Origin of the sequence: Pseudomonas fluorescens (genome assembly GCF_000802965.1) — a bacterium.
GTDB lineage: Bacteria > Pseudomonadota > Gammaproteobacteria > Pseudomonadales > Pseudomonadaceae > Aquipseudomonas > Aquipseudomonas fluorescens_A.
Genome location: NZ_JSAK01000036.1, coordinates 71,404 through 93,687, shown reverse-complemented (window position 1 = coordinate 93,687; position 22,284 = coordinate 71,404). Strand labels below are relative to the sequence as shown.

Genomic DNA, 22,284 nt, shown 5'->3' with positions numbered 1-22,284 from the left:
AAGCCAGCTCCTACAGATTTTCTGTGTCCGACACAAATCCCCTGTAGGCGCGAGCCTGCTCGCGATAGGTCCACCAGCTTCAATACAAAACCCGGCTAAATGCCCGGCAATGTGAAGCGCCGTCAGGCATCCAGCTTGCGCGCCGCCTCAACCCCGGCAGCGCTGAGTTTGATCGGCAGGTTCAGCGTATGCTCGCCCGCTTCGTTGCATACCACGTGCCCATGTTGGATCAGCCCGCGTTCCTGCAAGGTGGCGAGGGTGCTGGCCACGACTTTCTCCCCCCGGTAATTGTCCAGGACCTCCTTGCCCAGGCCACTTGGGTGGGCGTGCAGCAGGCGGGTCAGGACTTCTTTTTCCAGGTTTTTATCGACGTTCATGGTTACCTCTTCATGGCGATGGGTAGGTATTGCGGCGAATTACTGGCTGGCCCCACCTTCCGAGCCCGAACCACCCGTTGTGGTTTTCGATCCCACGCCAGGGCCGGCGTTATCGGGTGTCTTGGTGTCTGGAAGGTTCAAACCACCTTGTCGGCCGGTGTCGTTGCCCTGGGTCCGTGGGTCGGTGCCGGTGGAGGGTGGCAGGCTGTTGTCGACGCCCGTGCCGTCGGTGTTTATGCCGGGGGCGCTTTGGATGGCAGGGGCTTTGGGGCTTTCGACCGGGTTGGTCGGTCCCGTGCCAGCGGCGGTGGTTGCAGCGATGGCGAACGGGGACAGCAGGGCGGCGAGGGCGAGGGCGGTCAACCGGGACGAGATCATGGTGGTGTCTCCATTGATTTAAAGTCCTTACCTGATGTTGGTCCGCCCCCGTTTCGAATTGGTGCCTGACCGACGACGAACGGTTCAGGCCCGTTGCAACGCCCTGGTTGTGCAGACTCGACGCCAGATCAACCGGCCCACGGTGATCAGCCAGTTGAACAGGGCTACCGCCATGACGGTGAGCAGCAATGTCGCCATGCCCTGTTCGACGATGATTTTCCCGGCGAGTAATGGAAAGCCAAACACGCCGATAAAATACGACAGGCTGAACAGCAGCAAGGATTGCGCGGTGGTGCCGTTCGGTGCGTCATTGGCAGCGAGGCCGTTGATCACGGAGTACGTCAGGCCGTAGCCAACCCCAAGCATCGCCGCCGCGAGCACGTAGCTAAAACCGTCGTTGACCACGAAACCGAACATCAGGATCGAACCCAGCATCAACCCCGACAGCAGGCAGGATGCGCGCAACGGATCGCGCTTGACCACGAAACCGGCAATCAACAGGCGACTGCTGATCGCCGCGCTCATGAAGCCCAGGAAGAACAGCGAATAGTCGAGCGAGCGCGCCGCTGCGTAACTGGTCTGGAAACACGACAAGCCACCGAAAACGCAACCGCCGAGGCCGACCATGATGATCGCAAACACCGCCCTGGACGACAGCACCTGAGCCGTTGCACGCCAGGAAATCCGCGACACTGCGGTTGACTGCAGCGTCGCGTTTTTCAGTTGTCGATCAAGGCGCCAGAACAGCAGCACCCCAACCAGGCTTGACAGCGCAGCGAGATAAAATGCCGCCGTCAGCGGATAGCCGAGAGAGCTTGCGGCGCGCCCTAGCAACGGGCCGCTGCCGATCCCGGTCATCATGCTGCCCGACAGCAGCGCGAAGTATTTGGCCCGTTGCGCGGGCGTCACCAGGCTCGCGACGATGATCGGCCCAAGCGTGTAGAACACCCCCCAACCCAATCCCAGCAACAGTCCGAAAAACAGCAGCAGATGGCCGAAACCTGGCGACAAGGCGAAGCCCAGACTGGCGGCCACCAGCAAGATGCCGAACAACGCCACTGAACGCGCGGCACCGAGCACGTCGGACAAGTGACCGGACACAATCACAGCCGCAAAAGTGCTGAGCATCGCCGTCGAAATGACACTGCCGGCATCGTGCTCATTGCCTCCGCGCGAGCCGATCAACAGCGACAGCAAAAAGGTCGAGCCGTAGGACAACGACAGCAGATAACTGGCCAGGCAAAACAAGCCGAACAGTTTGCCGGAGACTGGTGGTGTTGCAGTGGACATGACGCGGTTCCTTGACCCGATAGATACCCAAGTCATCTATCTATCACGCAAGGCGACTATGTTAGGTCCGAGGTTCGCGATGCCAGGGTTAGCGCCGGCCGGAGTAAGGCGCAATAATTCCCGCAGTTGAAAGGTTTTTCTGTGGCGAGGGAGCTGCTCCCGCTGGACTGCGCAGCAGTCCCAGTCATGACCGACCCATTACGTGGAAAATCGCGCCGCCTGTTTTTGGGGCTGCTGCGCAACCCAGCGGGAGCAAGCTCCCTCGCCACAATTCTCGTGGCGACTTAGTATGGCGTTTTCAACTTTTGACAAGGCATGTCCATGACGATCGAAATCCGCCCGGCGACCCCCAGTGATGCCCCGCAAATTCTCGCGTTCATCACGGAGCTGGCCGACTACGAACGTGCTCGCCATGAAGTCATCGCCAGCGTCGCCGACATCGAGCGCAGCCTGTTCAGCGAAGGCGCGACCGCCCACGGCCTGATCTGCCTGCGCGATGGCTTGCCGATCGGATTTGCGGTTTTCTTCTTCAGCTATTCGACGTGGCTGGGCAGCAACTGCCTGTACCTCGAAGACCTCTACATCACCCCGGAACAACGCGGCGGCGGTGCGGGTAAAACCCTGCTGCGGCACCTGGCGAAAATCGCCTGCGCCAATGATTGCGGGCGGTTTGAGTGGAGCGTGCTGGAGTGGAACACGCCGGCCATTGATTTCTACAAATCTCTGGGCGCGCAGCCGCAGGAAGAGTGGGTTCGGTACCGCATGGATGGGGCCGTGCTGCGGGATTTTGCTTCGGGTAATTGATCGCCCTTAAAAGATCGCAGCCTTCGGCAGCTCCTACAGGAAACGCATTCCAATGTAGGAGCTGCCGAAGGCTGCGATCTTTTTTTATGCTCACAAACAAATCCCAATATATGGGAGTGATATTTATATATTGAGATTTTCCAGTATCTGGGTTTATAGTCCCGCTCACTCACTGCCAAAAAACAGAACAGGTGAAGCGATGCGGGCGCAATTGATCGCGCTGGATTGGGGGACAACCTCACTACGTGCTTACAAACTTGCCGCGGGTGGCCAGGTGCTCGAACAGCGTTCGCTGTCGTCGGGGATCATGCAGCTGCCCAAGGCGCCGCGAATCATCGCCGGGCGGGAATGCGCCGACGGTTTTGAACTGGCCTTCGACGAGGCTTGCGGTGACTGGCTCGACGAACAACCAAACTTGCCGGTGATTGCCTGCGGCATGGTTGGCAGCGCCCAGGGCTGGCGCGAAGCGGCCTACTGCGATACGCCGGCGAATGTCGCCAATCTCGGAAAATCCCTACAAACCGTACGCAGTCTTCGTGGTGTTGATGTGCACATCGTGCCGGGCGTGATTCAACGCTCGCGCCTGCCGAACGTGATGCGCGGCGAAGAAACCCAGGTACTCGGCGTGCTGCAAAACCTGTCGAGCGAGGCGGGCGCTGACGTGCTGATTGGCCTGCCGGGCAGCCATTCGAAATGGGTGGAAGTCACCGATGGCTGCATCGTCCATTTCGACACCTTCATGACCGGCGAAGTCTTTGCGGTGCTCAGCGAACACAGCATTCTGGGGCGTACCCAGCAGCGCGGCGGATCGTTCGATAGCGAAGCCTTCGATCGCGGCGTGCAAGTGGCCTTGTCGGCGGACGGTGAAATCGGCGTGCTGTCGACCTTATTCAGCGCCCGCAGCCTGGGGCTTACCGGTGAACTGAGCGCCACCGCGCAACCGGATTATCTATCCGGGCTGATGATCGGCCACGAATTGTCGGCATTGGCCAGCGTCCAGCGCCGTCGACGCAACAGCGTGCATCTGCCGTCAATCATCCTGATCGGCAACACCCAACTCTGTACGCGTTATAGCCGCGCCCTCGATGCCTGCGGATTTGCCCGGGTGACCCTGGCCGAGCAAGCCACCGAACGCGGGTTGTGGCAACTGGCGCAAGCCGCCGGCCTGGTCACGCCCAATCCATCCCGTTAAACCTGACTGGAGTCCTGACATGCTTAAACAAGCACTGGCGCAAAACGGTCTGATCGCGATCCTGCGCGGCCTGCGTCCACAAGAAGCAGCGGCTATCGGAGAAGTCCTGTACGCCGCCGGATTTCGCGTCATCGAAGTGCCGCTCAATTCCCCTGAGCCGTACGAAAGTATCCGCATCCTGCGCAGTAGCTTGCCCGCCGATTGCCTGATCGGCGCGGGCACGGTGCTGACGCCGGAGCAGGTGGAACAGGTGAAAGCCGCGGGTGGTCAGGTGATCGTCATGCCCCACAGCGATCCCAAGGTGCTACGAGCGGCGAAGGCTGCCGGCCTGTTCCTGTCGCCGGGTGTCGCTACGCCGACCGAGGCCTTCGCGGCACTGGCCGAAGGCGCGGATGTGCTGAAGATGTTCCCGGCGGAGCAGATGGGGCCGGCGGTCGTCAAAGCCTGGCTCGCGGTGCTGCCGGCGGGAACGATTCTGGCGCCGGTCGGCGGGATCACTCCGGACAACATGCAGGTGTTTATCGACGCCGGCGTCAAAGGTTTCGGCCTTGGTTCCGGTCTGTTCAAACCGGGCATGACCCCGGAGCAAGTGGCGGCCAATGCCAAGGCCTATGTCGCTGCCTGGAAATCCCTTCGCTAAGACTTTTTTGGCGCTGCGAGCGCTGCATCTAACAAGAGAGACAATCAGATGAAAATCACCAAACTGACCACCTTCATCGTTCCGCCGCGCTGGTGCTTCCTCAAGGTCGAAACCGACGATGGCGTCACCGGTTGGGGCGAGCCCGTGGTCGAAGGTCGTGCCCACACCGTTGCTGCTGCCGTTGAGGAATTGTCCGACTACCTGATCGGCAAAGACCCACGCAACATCGAAGACATCTGGACCGTGTTGTACCGCGGCGGCTTCTACCGTGGCGGCGCAATCCACATGAGCGCCCTGGCCGGTATCGACCAGGCGTTGTGGGACATCAAGGGCAAGGCGCTCGGTGTGTCGGTCAGCGACTTGCTCGGTGGTCAGGTGCGCGACAAGATTCGCGTGTATTCGTGGATTGGCGGCGACCGTCCGGCGGACACCGCGCGGGCAGCGAAAGAAGCGGTCAGCCGTGGTTTCACTGCAGTGAAAATGAACGGCACCGAAGAGCTGCAATTCCTCGACAGCTTTGAAAAAGTCGACCTGGCCCTGGCCAACGTCGCCGCCGTGCGGGACGCGGTCGGCCCGAACGTTGGCATCGGTGTCGACTTCCATGGCCGAGTGCACAAGCCAATGGCCAAGGTGCTGATGAAGGAACTCGACCCGTACAAACTGATGTTCATCGAAGAGCCGGTGCTCAGCGAAAACTACGAAGCGCTGAAAGAACTGGCACCGCTGACCAGCACGCCGATCGCCCTTGGTGAGCGGCTGTTCTCGCGCTGGGATTTCAAGCGTGTGCTCAGCGAAGGCTACGTCGACATCATCCAGCCAGATGCGTCCCACGCTGGCGGCATCACCGAAACCCGCAAGATCGCCAACATGGCCGAAGCCTACGACGTGGCGCTGGCGCTGCATTGCCCGCTGGGCCCGATCGCGCTGGCGGCGTGCCTGCAACTGGACGCGGTTTGCTACAACGCGTTCATCCAGGAGCAGAGCCTGGGTATCCATTACAACGAGAGCAACGACCTGCTGGATTACGTCAAGGATCCACGGGTGTTCGACTACGACAAAGGCTTCGTGAAAATCCCGAACGGCCCGGGCCTAGGGATCGAGATCAACGAGGAATACGTGATCGAACGCGCCGCCGTCGGCCACCGCTGGCGCAACCCGATCTGGCGTCATGCCGATGGCAGCTTTGCCGAGTGGTGAGTGCCACCTGACACACCGCAATATCCTTGTAGGAGCCGGCTTGCTGGCGATAGCGGCGCATCATCCAGCATTGATGTTGCCTGACACTCCGCCATCGCCAGCAAGCCGGCTCCTACAGGGATAGCGCCAGTCTAAGAACGACCTCAATAAACATAAAAAGAGGCACTCCCCATGCAACCGCAAACCCTCACCGGGCAGGCGTCGTTGGCGGCGCCCAGCCGCAAGCGTTTTTTCATCATGGTGCTGCTGTTCATCACCGTGGTGATCAACTACCTGGACCGCAGCAACCTGTCGATTGCCGCGCCGGCACTGACCAGCGACCTGGGCATCGACCCGATCCACGTCGGCCTGATTTTCTCCGCGTTCGGCTGGACCTATGCCGCCATGCAGATCCCCGGCGGCTGGCTGGTGGACCGGGTGCCACCGCGTATCCTCTACACCGTTGCGCTGCTGCTGTGGTCGATTGCCACGGTGATGCTTGGCTTCGCCGGCAGCTTCATTGCGCTGTTCGTCCTGCGTATGGCGGTTGGTGCCCTGGAAGCACCGGCGTATCCGATCAACAGCCGCGTGGTCACCACCTGGTTCCCGGAACGCGAGCGCGCCACGGCCATCGGTTTCTACACATCGGGGCAATTCGTCGGCCTGGCGTTCCTGACGCCGGTGTTGGCCTGGCTTCAGCACGAATTCGGCTGGCACATGGTGTTCGTCGCAACCGGCGCGGTGGGTATTCTCTGGGCGGTGATCTGGTACGCGGTGTATCGCGAACCGCGTGATTTCAAAGGCGCCAATGACGCAGAAATTGATTTGATCCGCGAGGGCGGCGGGCTGGTGGATATCCAGGCCGAACAAGCCAAGGTCAAAGCTAAATTCAGCTGGACCGATCTGGGGATTGTCCTGACCAAGCGCAAACTCTGGGGCATCTACCTCGGCCAGTTCTGCCTCAACTCGACGCTGTGGTTTTTCCTGACGTGGTTCCCGACCTATCTGGTGAAATATCGCGGCATGGACTTCATCAAGTCCGGCCTGCTGGCGTCGCTGCCATTTCTCGCGGCGTTCGTCGGTGTGCTGTGTTCCGGGTTCTTCTCGGACTTCCTGATCCGTCGCGGCTACAGCGTAGGGTTCGCCCGCAAGTTGCCAATCATCAGCGGCTTGCTGATTTCCACTTCGATCATCGGCGCCAACTTCGTCGAGTCAACGCCGCTGGTGATTGCCTTCCTCGCGTTGGCGTTCTTCGGTAACGGCCTGGCTTCGATCACCTGGTCGCTGGTTTCCACCCTCGCACCGGCGCGGTTGCTGGGATTGACCGGTGGCGTGTTCATTCATCGGCAACCTGTCGGCCATCGCCACGCCCATCGTCATCGGTTTCCTCGCCAGCGGTGATTCGTTTGCCCCGGCAATTACCTACATCTCGGTTCTGGCGTTGATTGGTGCTCTTTCCTACATCTTGCTGGTCGGCAAGGTCGAGCGTATCAAGTTGTAGTCGTGGCACGCGGGCGACCATAATGCCGCCCGTTCACTCGCTCAACGGTAAAGGCTGGATATGCAGGAAGATGCCCCAAAAAACGCCAAGGACGCCGCACCGACCGGTACTCAGACTCTGCTTCGCGGTTTGGGTGTGGTTCAGGCTGTGGCCAGCGGTGCCCGCGATCTCAAGGAAATCGCCCGGTTGATCGGCACCACGCGCAGCACCACCCATCGCCTGGCCAGTTGCCTGGTGGACGAGCGTTATCTGCGGGTGGTGCCGCAAGTCGGTTATCTGTTGGGGCCGAAGCTGATCGAGTTGGGATTTCAGGCGCGCGAGGAATTGCCGTTGGTGACCCTGGCCGGGCCGTACCTGGATGAGTTGTCGGCGTTGACCGGCGACACCATTCATCTGGCGATCCGTGAAGGCGACGAGGTGCTGTACCTGCACAAGAATCCGGGGCGCAATGGCCCGGAAATGCGTTCGCGGGTCGGCCATCGCATGCCGTTGGCGCGTACCGGGATCGGCAAGGCGCTGATGCTCGATGACACGCCGCAAGAATGGCAACGGCTGTACGAAGTCAGCCTGCCAGCGGGTGGGAAAAACCTGTTTTGGCCGCAGCACCCGGAACAATCCTGGGAGCAATTCCAACAGCGCATGATCGAGTACGTCGCTGGCGGTTACGCTTTCGATCTGGAGGACAACGAACCGTCGATCCGCTGCGTGGCAGCGCCGATTCGCGATGCCAGCAAACGCATCGTCGCTGGCATCAGCATCGCCAGCACCGTGCCGTACATGCCGCTGGAAAAAATGGCCGAGCTGATCCCCCTGATCAAAGGGGTCACAGCCCGGCTCTCGGCAGAACTCGGCGCTAAGGTTTAGCGCTTGAGCGTGGCCATGTCGATGACGAAGCGGTACTTCACGTCACCGGCAATCATGCGCGCGTAAGCTTCGTTGATCTGTCGGATGTCGAGCATTTCGATGTCGCAGGTGATGTTGTGCTCGGCGCAGAAATCCAGCACTTCCTGGGTTTCGGCGATGCCACCGATCAACGAACCGGCGAGTACGCGGCGGCTCATCACCAGTTTGCCAGCGTGTACCGGCGGGTCCACCGGCTCGATCAAACCCACCAGAATGTGCACGCCGTCGAAGCGCAGCGTATCGAGGTACGGATTGAGGTCGTGCTGCACCGGAATGGTGTCGAGCAGGAAGTCGAAATGGCCCGCGGCTGCCTTCATCTGTTCGGCATCGGTGGAGACGATGACGTGGTCCGCACCTTGGCGGCGAGCTTCTTCAGCCTTGCTTGCCGATCGGGTGAACAGCGTCACTTCAGCGCCCATCGCCTTGGCGAACTTGATGCCCATATGGCCGAGGCCACCCATGCCGAGAATCCCGACCTTGTCGCCCGCCTTGACGCCGTAGTGCTTGAGCGGCGAGTAGGTGGTGATGCCGGCACACAGGATCGGTGCGGCGCTGGCCAGGTCGAGTTTTTCCGGGATGCGCACCACAAAGTGTTCGCTGACCACGATGCTGTCGGAGTAGCCGCCCATGGTGTTGCTGCCATCCACGCGGTTCGGGGTGGCGTAAGTCATGGTCGGGCCTTCGAGGCAGTATTGCTCGAGGTTGGCCTGGCACGCTTCGCAGCTACGGCAGGAATCGACCATGCAGCCGACGCCAACCAGATCGCCGACTTTGTGCTGGGTGACATTCGCACCCACGGCGGTAACTTTTCCGACGATTTCGTGGCCGGGCATCAGCGGATAGACGGCGATGCCCCACTCGTTACGGGCCTGATGGATGTCGGAATGGCAGACGCCGCAGTAGAGAATATCGATGGCCACGTCGTCGGGCCGTGGGCTGCGACGTTCGAATTTCACGGGGGCGAGGGGAGTGGTGGCCGACTGGGTGGCGTATCCGATGGCGGTGTACATGGTGAACCTCGCAAAAGCGTTAACAGGTGAGGCGGCGCATTCTGGGCGTCGGACCCTGTACCGGCCATGGCGATTCCTCCGGGTGTCATGCCTAATCCTCCGGCATGCAGGTGTCAGTCGTCGTATTGGCCGGCGGATCTGCGATGATGCTTTCGTCCCTTTTTCCGTAACTTTTTTTGTGAAGAACGCCGATGCTGTTGACCCGTCACCTTGATGCCAATGCCATGCTGGTATCGCTGATCGAGCCTTTGTCGACCCGCGACGGTTTCGTCCCGACTGCATTGCCGGGCGTACAGGTTTTACGTGCCAGTTGTGATGTGGCCCGTGGACCACAGATTTATGAGCCGAGCCTGGTGATCATCGCCCAAGGCAGCAAACTGGCGTATCTCGGGCCACGCACCCTCGAATATGGCGCCGGGCACTATCTGATTCAGGCACTGCCTGTGCCGTTCGAGTGTGAAACTTTTGCCGCACCGGACGGGCCGATGTTGGGTGTTTCCGTGGCTATCGACCGGGTGATGCTGGGCGAGTTGGTGATGGCGATGGGGTTGGCGCCGGGACGGCATATTCCGGCACAAACGCCGGAGTCCATGACCTCGGCTGTGCTCGACGATGCCATGCGTGGTTGTGTCGAACGGCTGCTGCGTTGCCTGCACGATCCGCTGGAATGCCAGATCATGGGGCAAGCGCGATTGCGTGAATTGTTGTTCGTCGCCTTGCGCGGGCCCCAGGCCGATGTGTTGCGGGCACTGGTTGAGCAGCAGGGTCAATTCGCCCGGATCGCGGCATCGCTTAGCCATCTGCATGCGCATTACACCGAACCCTTGAATGTCGAGACCCTGGCCGGTTGCGCGAACATGAGTGCGTCGACCTTCCACGAGCATTTCAAGCGCAGTACGTTGCTGTCGCCGGTGCAGTATCTGAAGCGTTTGCGTTTGCTCAGGGCGCAGCAGTTGTTGGTGGGGGAGGGCATGGGCGTGGCGCAGGTGGCGCATCGGGTGGGGTATCAAAGCACGTCGCAATTCAGTCGCGAGTACAAGCGCTACTTCGAGCGTAATCCCGGAGAAGAACGCGCGGCTTGAGTTATTGATAACCCCCTGTAGGAGCGAGCCTGCTCGCGATGGTCTCAAATGCACCGCTTGAATCCAGGATCCCCGCGCCATCGTTAACGTCCATCGCGAGCAGGCTCGCTCCTACAGGGGTGGTGTGTGATGCTCTGAATCCCGGGCAACAAAAAGGCCCCCATTCGGGAGCCTTGATGTGTGCGGTTCGGCTTACATGTTCGGGTAAGTCGGGCCGCCAGCGCCTTCCGGCGTCACCCAGGTGATGTTCTGTGCAGGATCCTTGATGTCGCAGGTCTTGCAGTGAACGCAGTTCTGCGCGTTGATCTGGAAGCGCTTCTCGCCGTCTTCCTTGGTGATCACTTCATATACGCCTGCCGGGCAGTAACGCTGGGCAGGCTCATCGTACAGCGGCAAGTTCTTGCTGATCGGGATGCTCGGGTCGGTCAGCTTCAGGTGGCACGGCTGCTCTTCTTCATGGTTAGTACCAGAGATGAACACTGAGCTGAGTTTGTCGAAGCTGATCTTGCCGTCCGGTTTCGGGTAGTCGATCTTCTTGCAGTCGGCCGCCAGTTTCAGGCAAGCGTAATCCGGCTTGGTGTCGTGCAGAGTGAACGGCAGTTTGCCGCCGAAGATGTTCTGGTCGAGCCAGTTGAAACCACCACCAACGATCGCGCCGAACTTGTGGATCGCCGGGCCGAAGTTGCGGCTGGCGAACAGTTCTTCGTGGAGCCAGCTGTTCTTGAAGGCGTCGACATAAGAGGTCAGCTCTTCCGTGCCATCCTTGTCGGCGAACAGCGCGTCAGCCACGGACTCAGCGGCCAGCATGCCGGATTTCATCGCGGTATGGCTGCCCTTGATCTTGGCGAAGTTCAGGGTGCCGAGGTCGCAACCGATCAGCGCGCCGCCCTTGAAGACCATTTTCGGCAGCGAGTTCAGGCCGCCCTTGCAGATGGCGCGGGCGCCGTAGCTGATGCGCTTGCCGCCTTCCAGGTACTGCTTGAGCACCGGGTGATGCTTGAGGCGCTGGAACTCGTCGAACGGCGACAGGTAAGTGTTGCTGTAGGACAGATCGACGATCAGGCCCACTACAACCTGATTGTTTTCCAGGTGATAGAGGAACGAGCCACCGGTGTTCTCGGTGCCCATGATGTCCATCGGCCAACCGGCGGTGTGGACTACCAGGCCTGGCTGGTGCTTGGCCGGGTCGACTTCCCAGATTTCTTTCAGGCCGATGCCGTAGTGCTGGGCATCAGCTTCAGTGTCCAGGTTGAAACGCTTGATCAGTTGCTTGCCGATGTGGCCACGGCAACCTTCGGCGAACAGCGTGTATTTGCCGCGCAGTTCCATGCCTGGGGTGTACAGGCCTTCTTTCGGGTGACCTTCGCGGTCAACGCCCAGATCGCCGGTGATGATCCCGCGAACGATGCCGTTTTCGTCGAACAGCGCTTCCTGAGCGGCGAAGCCCGGGTAGATTTCCACGCCCAGGTTCTCGGCCCGCTGGGCCAGCCAGCGGCACAGGTTGCCCAGGGAGATGATGTAGTTGCCTTCGTTGTGCATGGTCTTGGGCACAAAGAAGTCAGGAATTTTTTGCGCGCTTTCGGCGTTTTTCAGCACGAAGATGTCATCGCGCGTGACTGGCGTGTTCAGCGGTGCGCCGAGTTCCTTCCAGTCCGGGAACAGTTCGTTCAGCGCGCGTGGTTCGAACACGGCACCGGACAGAATGTGAGCACCGACTTCGGAGCCTTTTTCGACCACGCAGACGCTGATTTCCTTACCGGCTTCAGCAGCCTTCTGCTTCAAGCGGCAGGCAGCGGAAAGACCAGCGGGGCCGGCACCGACGATGACCACGTCGAATTCCATGTATTCGCGTTCCACAGGCTATCTCCTACTCAAGGCTCAACAGTTTTTTTCTAATTTTGGAGGTTAGGTGTCGCATCCTTGAATCCCGGCGTAAGGTCGGGAGAGGACAATCGAGTGACCACCTTTCTCTTTGGGTGGCGCATTATATCTACACCACTCTCAGCGTCCAATACAAACGTTTGTTTGAATTGGCTCAAGGCCAGAGAAATCAAAGTCACGCGCCTTATGAACGGCCATTTTGGCGTATTGACCGGAATAGGCGTTCCGGTCAAGATACGGGCGGTTTTGCGCTCGCCGTAGGCTGACTGTTGGTTTCAAGAGCACCTCTAAAGACAGGGCGATGGCAGTAGAGAGTGATGCGCTGCGCGGGTTTGATGCGCAGTTTACACGCCGCGATGTTGAATGACTCGTCAGTCACCACTGACGAACGGTCATCAGCATCGTGAGCGATGGTCACTTGACACGAATGCCGGCGTTTTTAGAGGTGCCCTTGCGCCCGATGAGCATCAACCGCCAGGTTCGCCTAGGCGACTTTCTTTTCACCGGAGAGTAACGAGGAATCCATGAAGGTTCTTGTAGCTGTCAAACGCGTTGTGGATTACAACGTCAAGGTCCGCGTCAAGGCGGACAATTCCGGCGTCGATCTTGCCAACGTCAAGATGTCGATGAACCCGTTCTGCGAGATCGCAGTGGAAGAAGCCGTACGCCTGAAAGAGAAAGGCGTTGCGACTGAAATCGTCGTCGTCTCCGTGGGCCCGACTACCGCTCAAGAGCAACTGCGCACCGCGCTGGCTCTGGGTGCCGACCGCGCCATCCTCGTCGAATCCGCCGAAGATCTGACTTCCCTGGCCGTGGCCAAACTGTTGAAAGCTGTTGTCGACAAGGAACAGCCTCAGCTGGTGATCCTTGGCAAACAAGCCATCGACAGCGACAACAACCAGACTGGCCAGATGCTCGCTGCATTGAGCGGTTATGGTCAGGGCACGTTCGCTTCGAAAGTCGAAATCAGCGGCGACAGCGTTGCTGTGACTCGCGAAATCGACGGCGGCGCGCAGACAGTTTCCCTGAAGCTGCCGGCCATCGTCACCACCGACCTGCGTTTGAACGAGCCGCGCTACGCGTCTCTGCCAAACATCATGAAAGCTAAGAAGAAGCCTCTCGAAGTGCTGACTCCGGACGCTTTGGGCGTTTCCACCGCCTCCACCAACAAAACCGTGAAAGTCGAAGCGCCTGCTGCACGCAGCGCGGGTATCAAGGTCAAGTCGGTGGCTGAACTGGTCGAGAAACTGAAAAACGAAGCGAAGGTAATCTAAATGACTATCTTGGTTATTGCTGAACACGACAACAAAGTGCTGGCCCCGGCCACGCTGAACACCGTCGCTGCCGCCGCTAAAATCGGTGGTGACATCCACGTTCTGGTTGCCGGCCATGGCGCTGGCGCCGTGGCTGAAGCCGCTGCGAAAATTGCTGGCGTGAGCAAAGTCCTGAACGCTGACAATGCCGCTTACGCGCACCAGCTGCCGGAAAACGTTGCTCCTCTGGTCGCTGAATTGGGCAAGGGCTACAGCCACATCCTGGCTGCCGCCACTTCCAACGGCAAAAACATCCTGCCGCGCGTTGCCGCTGCACTGGACGTTGACCAGATCTCCGAGATCATCTCGGTAGAAAGCGCTGACACCTTCAAGCGTCCGATCTACGCCGGTAACGCCATCGCTACCGTGCAATCGAACGCCGCAGTGAAAGTGATCACCGTGCGTGCCACCGGTTTCGACCCGGTTGCCGCTACCGGTGGTTCGGCCGCTGTTGAAGCCGTTGCCGCTGCTCACGACGCTGGCATCTCCAGCTTCGTCGGCGAAGAACTGGCCAAGTCCGATCGTCCGGAACTGACCGCTGCCAAGATCGTCGTTTCCGGCGGCCGCGGCATGCAGAACGGCGACAACTTCAAACACCTGTACGCGCTGGCCGACAAGCTGGGCGCTGCCGTCGGTGCTTCCCGCGCCGCGGTCGACGCAGGTTTCGTTCCGAACGACATGCAGGTCGGTCAGACCGGCAAGATCGTTGCTCCACAGCTGTACATCGCCGTCGGTATCTCCGGCGCGATCCAGCACCTGGCCGGCATGAAAGACTCCAAAGTGATCGTTGCGATCAACAAGGACGAAGAAGCGCCGATCTTCCAGGTGGCCGATTACGGCCTGGTGGCGGACCTGTTCGAAGCCATCCCTGAGCTGGAGAAGCTGGTCTAAACCTGCTGCTTCACTTATAAAGAGCCCGACCGTATGGTCGGGTTTTTTTTTGCCTTTCCTACAGGGGATATAACGGGGCTTGAGTGGAGTGTATTGCTATGGATGTGCAGCGAGTGTTCGGTTGGTCAATGCTGCTGGGCCTGACGGTGTTTTCGACACTGTCGATCGCCGCGGGCAAGTGCGAACGCCTGGTGGTAACCGGCAGCCCGGATGCGCCACCGTACCTGTGGCAAGACCCGCAAGACCCCAAGCACCTGATTGGCGCCAGTGCCGATTTGTTGCAGCAGGTAGCGGGGCAGTTGGGCATCAAGGTGGAAATGCTCTACGCCGGCAAACGCTCCCAGGCGCTGGACGAAGTGCGTAGCGGACGCATGGACATGTTGGCCGATGCGCCACTGACGGTCGCTGAGCTCGAATCCCTGGACTACATTCATCCGCCACTGCTGGAAAATGATTACCTGGTCTGGACCCGCAAGGATTCTTCACTGGTCTACAACCAGCTACAGGACCTGCACGGTCACTCCGGCGCTTTGTCGGAAAAGTCTCGATTGACTCCGGAATTCGGCACTTTCGCTGAACAGCAATTGACCCTCACACGCACGCCAAACCTTACCCAGGCCTTTCAGAAATTGCTCTTGGGCGAGGTGGAATTTGTCCTGGCCGGTCGTTACTCCGGCATGGCGATGGCGCAGACTCTGGGCATGACCAAGGATCTGATCGCCCGCGCTCAACCGGTCGACCAACCGGGACTGTTTCTGGCGGTTTCCCACAACTCCGCCTGCAACGATCCGTGGTTGCGCGGACAGTTGGCCAAAAAGATGACAGAATTGCCCGCGTCCGGACTGACGGAGGCTGTACTGCAACGCAATATCGAGCGTTGGAACGCGCAGCAGAAGCAACCTGTCAGTACCCCAAAACAGTAGGGATTTTTAGTGAGTATTCGACCTCTTTTCGCTGCCCTGGCCGTTCTGGCTCTGGCGGGTTGTGCAGCCGATCCGGCGCCGAATGAACAAATGCGCCTGACCGAACAGGCACTCGAACAAGCCAAGGCCGTTGGCGCCACCGCTGACGAAGTGCCGGAAATGAAACTGGCCGAAGACAAGTTCAACCGCGCCAAGGGCAGCATGGCCGACCAATCTTTCAGGAATGCGCGCATGCGGGCTGAACAGGCCGAACTGGATGCGCGTCTGGCTGAGGCCAAGGTTCTGACCCTCAAGAGCGAAGAGCAGTTGGACATGCTCAATACCCGCATCACCCGCCTGCGCAAGCAACTGGGAGATGCCCAATGAGCCGCAAGACCAAAGCCCTCGGCGGTTTGATCCTGGTCGGTTGCGCGAGCCTCTATGGCTGCGCTGGTCAGCACAGTGAAGCGGCTCTGCAACAGGCGAGTGCTGACTTCCAGAAGGTCAAGGAAGACTCCAACGTATTGCGGATCGCGCCCAAGGACGTGATTCGAGCCGGTGAGTCCCTGGCCCGGGCCGATCGGTTGTCCAGCTATTGGGGCAGTGGCTCGGACGTGGTGCAATACGCCTATTTGAGCCAGCGCTACAGCGAAATCGCCCGCGAGCACACCAATCTGGCGCTCAACGAAGAGCGCGCCGCGAAGCTCGAACTGGAGCGTCAACGCCTGCAACTAGCTTTGCGTGAATCCAAACTGTTCAGCGTGCAACAGCAAGGCAAGTTGCTCGAAGAGCAGATTGTTGCGCTGGCCACCACCCAGACTGACCGTGGTTTGGTCATGACCCTCGGCGATGTGCTGTTCGATACCGGTGAAGCGGAGTTGAAAAACTCGGCCAATCGCGTGGTGCTGAAAATCGTGCAATTCCTCCAGCTCAACCCCAAGCGCGTGGTGCGGATCGAAGGCTACACCGACAGCACCGGCGGCAAGCAGGACAACCTCAAGCTGTCGCGCGACCGTGCGCAATCGGTGGCTGACGTCTTGATGGACCTGGGCATCGACGACAAACGCATCCAGGTTGAAGGCTACGGCGATGAATACCCTGTGGACGCGAACGCCTCCGAGCGTGGCCGCGCCCAGAACCGTCGAGTGGAAATTGTGTTCTCCGACGAAAAAGGCCAGTTGGGCGCCGCCCGATAGTGGGCGCTACCTAACCACGCACTCCGTAGGAGCCGGCTTGCTGGCGATGGCATCAACGTGGATTCTCAAATGAACCGCAGCGATGGCATCGCCAGCAAGCCGGTCCTACAAACCCGGCCTGCGATGCAGCGCCGGGTTTTTTTACGCCTGCCAAATATCTCTCAAAACAGTACAGTTCTTGCTGACACTGCACTGTACTGTCGACTATTGTGGCAACTGTCCCAGTACACTTCTAAACTGTTCCGGTATTGTTTCACACAAGAATAAAATGCCCGTGAAATCGAGTGCTGCGTCATGACCAATCTCTTGCTCTACCAACGTATTGCTCAACAACTGGCCGAAGACATCCGCCGTGGTGTCTATCAACCAGGGGAGCGCGTGCCTTCGGTGCGCAAGATGAGCTCGCAGCTCAATGTCAGCCATGCGACGGTATTGCAGGCGTACGCCAACCTCGAGGATCAGGGGCTGATCCGTGCCCGGCCGCAGTCGGGTTACTACGTGCACCAGACACCGGCCCTGACCGCGCCAACACCGGACATCGCCCGGGTCGAGCGCCCGGGCCTGGTCACTCGCAGCAGCATCATCCAGCAGGTATTGGTCGAGTCCCGCCGCGAAGGCGTGTTCCCGTTAGGCGCGGCGGTGCCGAGTGTCGATTATCTGCCGGTGCGGGCGCTTCATCAGCAGTTGGCCAAAGTCACCCGTTTCCATAGCCCGCGTGCATTCAGCTACATGTTCAGCCCCGGTTTTGAACCGTTGCGTCGGCAAGTGGCGATCCGCATGCGCGATGCCGGCGTGGTGGTCGATCCTTCGGAAGTGGTGATTACCCATGGCTGCGTCGATGCCTTGCAGATGTCCTTGCGGGTTCTGACCCGGCCGGGCGATCTGATCGCTGCCGAGTCGCCGACCTACTACGGCCTTCTGCAATTGGCCGATCTCTTGGGTCTGAAGGTCATTGAAATCCCCAGCGATCCGTCCACCGGCATGAGCCTCGAAGCCCTGCAACTGGCCGCCAACCAGTGGTCGATCAAGGCACTGGTACTGACCACTCGTCTGAGCAACCCATTGGGCGGCACCATGCCCGAAGAGCGGCAGAAACAATTGCTGCGCCTGGCGTCGGACTTCGATATCCAGATTGTCGAGGACGATATCTACGGTGAGCTGATGTTCGAGCAGGGGCGTACCAAGTCGCTCAAGGCTTATGACCGGCTAGATCGGGTGATCTATTGCTCGAGTTTCTCCAAAACTCTATCGCCGGGCGTGCGGATCGGCTGGATGATTGCCGGCAAGTATCAGCAGGAAATCCAGCGCTTGCAGACCTTCAGTACCCATTCAGCCTGCAGCGTTACGCAAATGGGCATTGCCGCCTATCTGGAAAACGGCGGTTACGACCGACATTTGCGCTACATCCGTCAGGAGTACCGCAAGAACCTCAGCGCCTTCCAGTTGGCGGTGCAGCAGTATTTCCCCGAAGGCACCCAGATGACTCGGCCTACCGGCGGTTTCATTTTGTGGGTGAGTTTGCCTGGACGGGTCAACACCCAGGAGCTGCATGTGCGTGCATTGCAGCAAGGCATCAGTATTGCGCCGGGGCTGATTTTCAGTAACACCGAGCAATTCAACCACTGTATCCGGCTGAACTGCGGGATCCCGTGGAACCGTGAAGCCGAGCGTGCGTTGATGACCCTGGGCATGCTGGCCACCCAGCTCTGCCAGGAAATGGCGGGCGGTCTGTAGCAGGTCGGGCAGGTTATTCCTGCCCGTGCTTGTCATGATGACAACAACAGGCGAGCATATGTCCCCTCTGTCGTTCGCGCTGTTTGCGCCGTTGGGTCCATGAAACCGATTTTTCCCGCCGCCTCGCTGATGATTTGCCTGTTATTGAGTGCTCAGCCGGTATCCGTGATGGCCGCTTCCGCTCAGGAAAACCCGCCAGCAAACGCAACTTCGAAAAAACCGGCTCCCGCCAAAAACGCCGCACCTGCAAAACAGAAAGCCCCTGTGGCGAAGAAGCGTCCGTCGACTGCCTCCAAGTCAAAACCGGCCAGTGAGGTGGTGAAAACCCCAATACCTTCAGCCAACCTGGATTTGAGTCTGCCCAAAGACATGGTCGAAGAACTGAAACCGGTCGGCACAGTGCCATTGCCCAAGCGCGAACCGGTGTTGCCGCAGATGTTCGGTGACAAAAGCAGCCAGTTCCAGCTCAACGGAAGGCTGATCAACAACGAAATGCAGTTGCAACTGCGCAACGAAGAGCGCCGAGAAGTTGAAGGTGCGGAGCTGGAATTCGAGTTCAAGCGGTAAATCCCGACAGCCGCGAGCCAGACGCTTTGTCGGAGACTGCCCGGTCACGCACGCTTGCAGGTAAAAACCCGAGGTCCGGTAATTTAAAACAACTGTTTTAGCGGTTACTCTGTGCCCCGTCCTTTAATACATCGCCCGTCGCGAGGAGCTCGTCGTCATGAAGTGCCGTGAAGGCTGTGGCGCCTGTTGCATAGCCCCTTCCATCAGTTCACCGATTCCCGGCATGCCCAACGGCAAAGCCGCCGGCGAACGTTGCCTGCAATTGTCTGCCGAAAACCTGTGCTCGATTTTCGGCAAACCGGAACGCCCGGCAGTTTGCTCGGCGTTCGAGGCTGACGTCGAGGTGTGCGGCACCAGCAGTGAAGAGGCCATCAGGTTGATTGGCTGGTGGGAGCAAATGACGGCCGCGTGATGTTTTCAACGAACGGAACTTCAACAATAAGGAATAACATTATGGGTCCGCTGCATCGTATTGCTGTGCTGTGTGGTTTGACGGCTGTATTGGTTACATCGGTCGCCCAGGCCGAAGACTGGAAAGTCGCCAAAAATGAAGACGGCATCAAGATTTCCCTGAGTGAAGTGCCCGGCTCCGACTACAAGGCCTATCAGGGCGTCACCCTGATGAAGACCACCGTGGCCAAGCTGCGCGCATTACAGGAAGACGTGGTCGGCACCTGCGCCTGGATTCACGAGTGCAAGTCCCAGAAGTTGCTCAAGCGCGAAGGCGACCAGAGCTGGACCTACACCCAGTTCAATACGCCATGGCCGGTCACGCCGCGTGACTCGGTGGTGCACATCACCACGACTGTTGGCGCCGATGGCAGCCTGACCCGCAAGCTCGAGGGTGTGCCGAATTACCTTCCTGAAGAAAAAGGCTTTGTCCGGGTCGCCAAGGTCGACGGTTTCTGGAAGTTCGTACCCAAGGGCGATCAGGTTGAAGTGACCTATCAGGTACATACCGAGCCGGGTGGCAGCGTGCCATCGATGGTTGCCAACAAGTTTGTGGTCGATGCCCCGTTTAATACGTTGAAAGCCCTGAAAGAACGCGCTGAGAAGTAATGCAGATCAAAAGATCGCAGCCCCTGTAGGAGTTGCCGAAGGCTGCGATCTTTTGCCTTTATTTTGTTTCCGGATATGCGTTGCACGAAATTTTCACGAAGCCTCCAAGACAATTCGCCCGCGCTTGCATCAACGAACAGTTATCAATGGCAATGCTGCGGTTGATCGTGCAACATTTGCGCACCGCGCGAACCCCGGGGCCAAGTACTGGCCAACAGAGGGCAGGGCGCAGCTGTACTTTTGAAACTTCAACTTCCAATGGGTCCTAAAACGACATGGCAATCCCGGACGCCCTGACTCAGCAGCGACCTTCGAGTCGCCTGCTGCAACCGACCGTCAAATCGCACCTGGCCTACACGCTGCTGTGTGCGCTGGTCATGATGGTGATGTTTTCCGTGCTGCGCGTCGCGCTGCTGGTCTACAACCGCGAAATGATCCTCGATACACCAGCTTCGACGTTCATCGAGGCATTCGCCAACGGTCTGCGTTTCGACCTGCGCCTGGTGGTTTACCTGAGCGTCCCGCTGATTCTGGCGCTGTTCAGTGTCCGGGCCATGGCGGCGCGCGGGTTCTTCCGTTTCTGGCTGACCATTGCCTCGAGCATTGCGCTGTTCCTCGGCCTCATGGAGATGGACTTCTATCGCGAGTTCCACCAGCGCCTCAACGGCCTGGTGTTCCAGTATGTGAAGGAAGATCCGAAAACCGTGATGAGCATGCTCTGGTACGGTTTCCCGGTGGTTCGCTACCTGCTGGCATGGGCGGTGGGCACCTGGCTCCTGAGCCTGGCATTCAAGGGCGCCGACCGGGCTACCCGTCCTCGCGGTCCGTTCAGCGGTGGCAGCATCAGCACCCGCCAAGTGGCCCCGTGGTACACGCGCGCCGCGGTGTTCGTGGTCTGCCTGCTGATCTGTGTGGTTGCCGCCCGTGGCACCTTGCGTCAAGGCCCGCCAATGCGTTGGGGTGATGTCTATACCACCGATTCCAACTTCGCCAACCAGTTGGGCCTGAATGGCACACTTTCCCTGGTGGCGGCGGCGAAGAGCCGGATGTCCGAAGACCGCGACAACATCTGGAAAGCCACGTTGCCACAACCGATGGCGCAACAGACCGTGCGCGACATGCTGGTGATGAAGGACGACAAACTGGTCGATGGCGAAACGGCCGCGGTGCGTCGTGACTACATGCCGCCGGCGGACAAGACCCTGCCGATCAAGAATGTCGTTGTGATCCTCATGGAAAGCATGGCCGGTCACTCGGTGGGCGCTCTGGGCGCACCGGGCAACATCACGCCGTACCTCGACAAACTGTCGAAGGAAGGCCTGCTGTTCGATCGCTTCTTCTCCAACGGGACCCACACCCACCAGGGCATGTTCGCGACCATGGCCTGCTTCCCCAACCTGCCGGGTTTCGAATACCTGATGCAGACGCCGGAAGGCAGCCACAAACTGTCTGGCCTGCCGCAGTTGCTCAGCGCCCGTGATTACGACGACGTGTACGTCTACAACGGCGATTTCGCCTGGGACAACCAGTCGGGTTTCTTCAGCAACCAGGGCATGACCAACTTCATCGGCCGTAACGACTTCGTTAATCCGGTGTTCTCCGACCCCACGTGGGGCGTGTCCGACCAGGACATGTTCAACCGTGGTCTGGAAGAGTTGAAAGCCCGCGACGGCAAGGACAAGAAACCGTTCTATGCCTTGCTGCAAACCCTGTCCAACCACACACCGTACGCCTTGCCGAGCCCATTGCCGGTCGAGCGCGTGACCGATCGCGGCAGCTTGAACGAGCACTTGACCGCCATGCGTTACTCGGACTGGGCGCTGGGCCAGTTCTTCGAACAGGCGCGCAAGGAGCCGTACTTCAAGGAAACCCTGTTTGTCATCGTCGGCGACCATGGCTTCGGCAACGAGCGTCAAATCACCGAAATGGACCTTGGTCGTTTCAACGTTCCGATGCTGATGATTGCTCCAGGCATTCAGGAGAAGTTCGGTACGCTTGACCACACCGTCGGCACTCAAGTCGACATCGTTCCGACCATCATGGGCCGGATCGGTGGTGAAGTACGCCACCAGTGCTGGGGTCGCGATCTGCTCAACTTGCCTGAAGGTGACACCGGTTTCGGTGTGATCAAGCCATCGGGTAGCGAGCAGACAACGGCGATCATCACGGCTGACCAGATTCTGGTATTGCCGAAGGACAAGGACATGGCGCCGAAGATGTACCAGTACGAACTGGGTGCTACGCCTCGCGCCGTGGTCGTTCCGGATGCACCGCGCACCGCCGAGTTGAAAACCAAGCTCGAATCGTTCCTGCAAACGGCGACCAAGAGCCTGATCGACAACACCGCCGGTGTGGTCGATGGCAAGCCGGACTAAAACTGGCAAGACC

21 protein-coding genes and 1 pseudogene are annotated in these 22,284 nt (G+C 59.4%); 17 read left to right on the top strand and 5 right to left on the bottom strand.

Going from position 1 to position 22,284, the window contains the following annotated elements; genetic code table 11:
• Positions 1-122: 122 nt before the first annotated feature.
• From NL64_RS26745 to NL64_RS26735, 3 genes are all read right to left on the bottom strand, one after another.
• Entirely contained in the window at positions 123-377 is a 255-nt protein-coding gene (locus NL64_RS26745; protein ID WP_034151069.1) for a hypothetical protein, read from the bottom strand.
• A gap of 39 nt (positions 378-416) precedes the next feature.
• Entirely contained in the window at positions 417-755 is a 339-nt protein-coding gene (locus NL64_RS26740) for a hypothetical protein (RefSeq protein WP_034151068.1), read from the bottom strand.
• An 84-nt stretch (positions 756-839) separates the two neighbouring features.
• The gene (locus NL64_RS26735; RefSeq protein WP_034151067.1) at positions 840-2,045 is read right to left on the bottom strand and encodes an MFS transporter; all 1,206 of its coding nucleotides are present in this window, start codon (positions 2,043-2,045) and stop codon (positions 840-842) included.
• Between the two features lie 321 nt (positions 2,046-2,366).
• On the opposite strand from NL64_RS26735, the gene NL64_RS26730 reads away from it, so the two are divergent.
• The 6 genes and pseudogenes from NL64_RS26730 (at position 2,367) to NL64_RS26705 (ending at position 8,222) form a co-directional block, all read left to right on the top strand.
• Positions 2,367-2,849: a GNAT family N-acetyltransferase gene (locus tag NL64_RS26730; RefSeq protein ID WP_034151066.1), complete on the top strand. Its 483-nt coding sequence runs from the start codon at positions 2,367-2,369 to the stop codon at positions 2,847-2,849.
• A 199-nt stretch (positions 2,850-3,048) separates the two neighbouring features.
• The gene (locus tag NL64_RS26725; RefSeq protein ID WP_034151065.1) at positions 3,049-4,041 is read left to right on the top strand and encodes a 2-dehydro-3-deoxygalactonokinase; all 993 of its coding nucleotides are present in this window, start codon (positions 3,049-3,051) and stop codon (positions 4,039-4,041) included.
• Positions 4,042-4,060: 19 nt separating this feature from the next.
• Positions 4,061-4,681, top strand: a complete 621-nt coding sequence (locus NL64_RS26720; RefSeq protein WP_034151064.1) for a 2-dehydro-3-deoxy-6-phosphogalactonate aldolase — start codon at positions 4,061-4,063, stop codon at positions 4,679-4,681.
• A gap of 48 nt (positions 4,682-4,729) precedes the next feature.
• Positions 4,730-5,878: a galactonate dehydratase gene (gene dgoD, locus NL64_RS26715; protein ID WP_034151063.1), complete on the top strand. Its 1,149-nt coding sequence runs from the start codon at positions 4,730-4,732 to the stop codon at positions 5,876-5,878.
• Positions 5,879-6,049: 171 nt separating this feature from the next.
• Positions 6,050-7,358, top strand: a pseudogene (locus tag NL64_RS26710) (MFS transporter).
• A 60-nt stretch (positions 7,359-7,418) separates the two neighbouring features.
• A complete protein-coding gene (locus NL64_RS26705; RefSeq protein ID WP_034151062.1) occupies positions 7,419-8,222 on the top strand; it encodes an IclR family transcriptional regulator in 804 nt (267 codons plus the stop codon).
• Here NL64_RS26705 and NL64_RS26700 read toward each other — a convergent pair.
• A complete protein-coding gene (locus NL64_RS26700) occupies positions 8,219-9,271 on the bottom strand; it encodes an NAD(P)-dependent alcohol dehydrogenase (protein ID WP_034151061.1) in 1,053 nt (350 codons plus the stop codon). The genes NL64_RS26705 and NL64_RS26700 overlap by 4 nt on opposite strands.
• Positions 9,272-9,462: 191 nt before the next feature.
• Here NL64_RS26700 and NL64_RS26695 point away from each other — a divergent pair, with 191 nt between their 5' ends.
• A complete protein-coding gene (locus NL64_RS26695; RefSeq protein WP_034151060.1) occupies positions 9,463-10,353 on the top strand; it encodes an AraC family transcriptional regulator in 891 nt (296 codons plus the stop codon).
• Positions 10,354-10,545: 192 nt separating this feature from the next.
• On the opposite strand, the gene NL64_RS26690 is transcribed toward NL64_RS26695, so the two are convergent.
• Positions 10,546-12,210 (bottom strand): electron transfer flavoprotein-ubiquinone oxidoreductase, encoded by a 1,665-nt coding sequence (locus NL64_RS26690; RefSeq protein ID WP_034151059.1) that lies wholly within the window; start codon positions 12,208-12,210, stop codon positions 10,546-10,548.
• A 548-nt stretch (positions 12,211-12,758) separates the two neighbouring features.
• On the opposite strand from NL64_RS26690, the gene NL64_RS26685 reads away from it, so the two are divergent.
• The 10 genes from NL64_RS26685 (at position 12,759) to NL64_RS26640 (ending at position 22,271) form a co-directional block, all read left to right on the top strand.
• The gene (locus NL64_RS26685; RefSeq protein ID WP_034151058.1) at positions 12,759-13,508 is read left to right on the top strand and encodes an electron transfer flavoprotein subunit beta/FixA family protein; all 750 of its coding nucleotides are present in this window, start codon (positions 12,759-12,761) and stop codon (positions 13,506-13,508) included.
• The gene (locus tag NL64_RS26680; RefSeq protein ID WP_034151057.1) at positions 13,509-14,438 is read left to right on the top strand and encodes an electron transfer flavoprotein subunit alpha/FixB family protein; all 930 of its coding nucleotides are present in this window, start codon (positions 13,509-13,511) and stop codon (positions 14,436-14,438) included.
• A gap of 98 nt (positions 14,439-14,536) precedes the next feature.
• On the top strand, positions 14,537-15,361 hold the full coding sequence (locus NL64_RS26675) for a substrate-binding periplasmic protein (RefSeq protein WP_034151056.1): 825 nt from the start codon (positions 14,537-14,539) through the stop codon (positions 15,359-15,361).
• A gap of 9 nt (positions 15,362-15,370) precedes the next feature.
• Positions 15,371-15,727: a DUF4398 domain-containing protein gene (locus NL64_RS26670; protein WP_034151055.1), complete on the top strand. Its 357-nt coding sequence runs from the start codon at positions 15,371-15,373 to the stop codon at positions 15,725-15,727.
• Positions 15,724-16,536 carry an OmpA family protein gene (locus tag NL64_RS26665; RefSeq protein WP_034151054.1) on the top strand — a complete coding sequence of 271 codons (813 nt, stop codon included), beginning with the start codon at positions 15,724-15,726 and terminating at the stop codon, positions 16,534-16,536. Before NL64_RS26670 ends, NL64_RS26665 begins: the two co-directional genes overlap by 4 nt.
• A gap of 294 nt (positions 16,537-16,830) precedes the next feature.
• Complete coding sequence (locus tag NL64_RS26660) at positions 16,831-18,270, top strand: PLP-dependent aminotransferase family protein (RefSeq protein WP_034151053.1); 1,440 nt, start codon at positions 16,831-16,833, stop codon at positions 18,268-18,270.
• A 99-nt stretch (positions 18,271-18,369) separates the two neighbouring features.
• Positions 18,370-18,837 (top strand): hypothetical protein, encoded by a 468-nt coding sequence (locus NL64_RS26655; RefSeq protein ID WP_034151052.1) that lies wholly within the window; start codon positions 18,370-18,372, stop codon positions 18,835-18,837.
• A 157-nt stretch (positions 18,838-18,994) separates the two neighbouring features.
• On the top strand, positions 18,995-19,249 hold the full coding sequence (locus NL64_RS26650) for a YkgJ family cysteine cluster protein (RefSeq protein WP_034151051.1): 255 nt from the start codon (positions 18,995-18,997) through the stop codon (positions 19,247-19,249).
• A gap of 41 nt (positions 19,250-19,290) precedes the next feature.
• The gene (locus NL64_RS26645) at positions 19,291-19,896 is read left to right on the top strand and encodes an START domain-containing protein (RefSeq protein WP_034151050.1); all 606 of its coding nucleotides are present in this window, start codon (positions 19,291-19,293) and stop codon (positions 19,894-19,896) included.
• A gap of 275 nt (positions 19,897-20,171) precedes the next feature.
• Positions 20,172-22,271 carry an LTA synthase family protein gene (locus NL64_RS26640; protein ID WP_034151049.1) on the top strand — a complete coding sequence of 700 codons (2,100 nt, stop codon included), beginning with the start codon at positions 20,172-20,174 and terminating at the stop codon, positions 22,269-22,271.
• Positions 22,272-22,284: the final 13 nt, after the last annotated feature.

Excerpts from the sequence above, each read along its gene's own strand:
- NL64_RS26745 (WP_034151069.1), bottom strand. The coding sequence starts at position 377 with ATGAACGTCGATAAAAACCTGGAAAAAGAAGTCCTGACCCGCCTGCTG.
- NL64_RS26740 (WP_034151068.1), bottom strand. The coding sequence starts at position 755 with ATGATCTCGTCCCGGTTGACCGCCCTCGCCCTCGCCGCCCTGCTGTCC.
- NL64_RS26735 (WP_034151067.1), bottom strand. The coding sequence starts at position 2,045 with ATGTCCACTGCAACACCACCAGTCTCCGGCAAACTGTTCGGCTTGTTT.
- NL64_RS26730 (WP_034151066.1), top strand. The coding sequence starts at position 2,367 with ATGACGATCGAAATCCGCCCGGCGACCCCCAGTGATGCCCCGCAAATT.
- NL64_RS26725 (WP_034151065.1), top strand. The coding sequence starts at position 3,049 with ATGCGGGCGCAATTGATCGCGCTGGATTGGGGGACAACCTCACTACGT.
- NL64_RS26720 (WP_034151064.1), top strand. The coding sequence starts at position 4,061 with ATGCTTAAACAAGCACTGGCGCAAAACGGTCTGATCGCGATCCTGCGC.
- dgoD (WP_034151063.1), top strand. The coding sequence starts at position 4,730 with ATGAAAATCACCAAACTGACCACCTTCATCGTTCCGCCGCGCTGGTGC.
- NL64_RS26705 (WP_034151062.1), top strand. The coding sequence starts at position 7,419 with ATGCAGGAAGATGCCCCAAAAAACGCCAAGGACGCCGCACCGACCGGT.
- NL64_RS26700 (WP_034151061.1), bottom strand. The coding sequence starts at position 9,271 with ATGTACACCGCCATCGGATACGCCACCCAGTCGGCCACCACTCCCCTC.
- NL64_RS26695 (WP_034151060.1), top strand. The coding sequence starts at position 9,463 with ATGCTGTTGACCCGTCACCTTGATGCCAATGCCATGCTGGTATCGCTG.
- NL64_RS26685 (WP_034151058.1), top strand. The coding sequence starts at position 12,759 with ATGAAGGTTCTTGTAGCTGTCAAACGCGTTGTGGATTACAACGTCAAG.
- NL64_RS26680 (WP_034151057.1), top strand. The coding sequence starts at position 13,509 with ATGACTATCTTGGTTATTGCTGAACACGACAACAAAGTGCTGGCCCCG.
- NL64_RS26675 (WP_034151056.1), top strand. The coding sequence starts at position 14,537 with ATGGATGTGCAGCGAGTGTTCGGTTGGTCAATGCTGCTGGGCCTGACG.
- NL64_RS26665 (WP_034151054.1), top strand. The coding sequence starts at position 15,724 with ATGAGCCGCAAGACCAAAGCCCTCGGCGGTTTGATCCTGGTCGGTTGC.
- NL64_RS26660 (WP_034151053.1), top strand. The coding sequence starts at position 16,831 with ATGACCAATCTCTTGCTCTACCAACGTATTGCTCAACAACTGGCCGAA.
- NL64_RS26655 (WP_034151052.1), top strand. The coding sequence starts at position 18,370 with ATGAAACCGATTTTTCCCGCCGCCTCGCTGATGATTTGCCTGTTATTG.
- NL64_RS26650 (WP_034151051.1), top strand. The coding sequence starts at position 18,995 with ATGAAGTGCCGTGAAGGCTGTGGCGCCTGTTGCATAGCCCCTTCCATC.
- NL64_RS26645 (WP_034151050.1), top strand. The coding sequence starts at position 19,291 with ATGGGTCCGCTGCATCGTATTGCTGTGCTGTGTGGTTTGACGGCTGTA.
- NL64_RS26640 (WP_034151049.1), top strand. The coding sequence starts at position 20,172 with ATGGCAATCCCGGACGCCCTGACTCAGCAGCGACCTTCGAGTCGCCTG.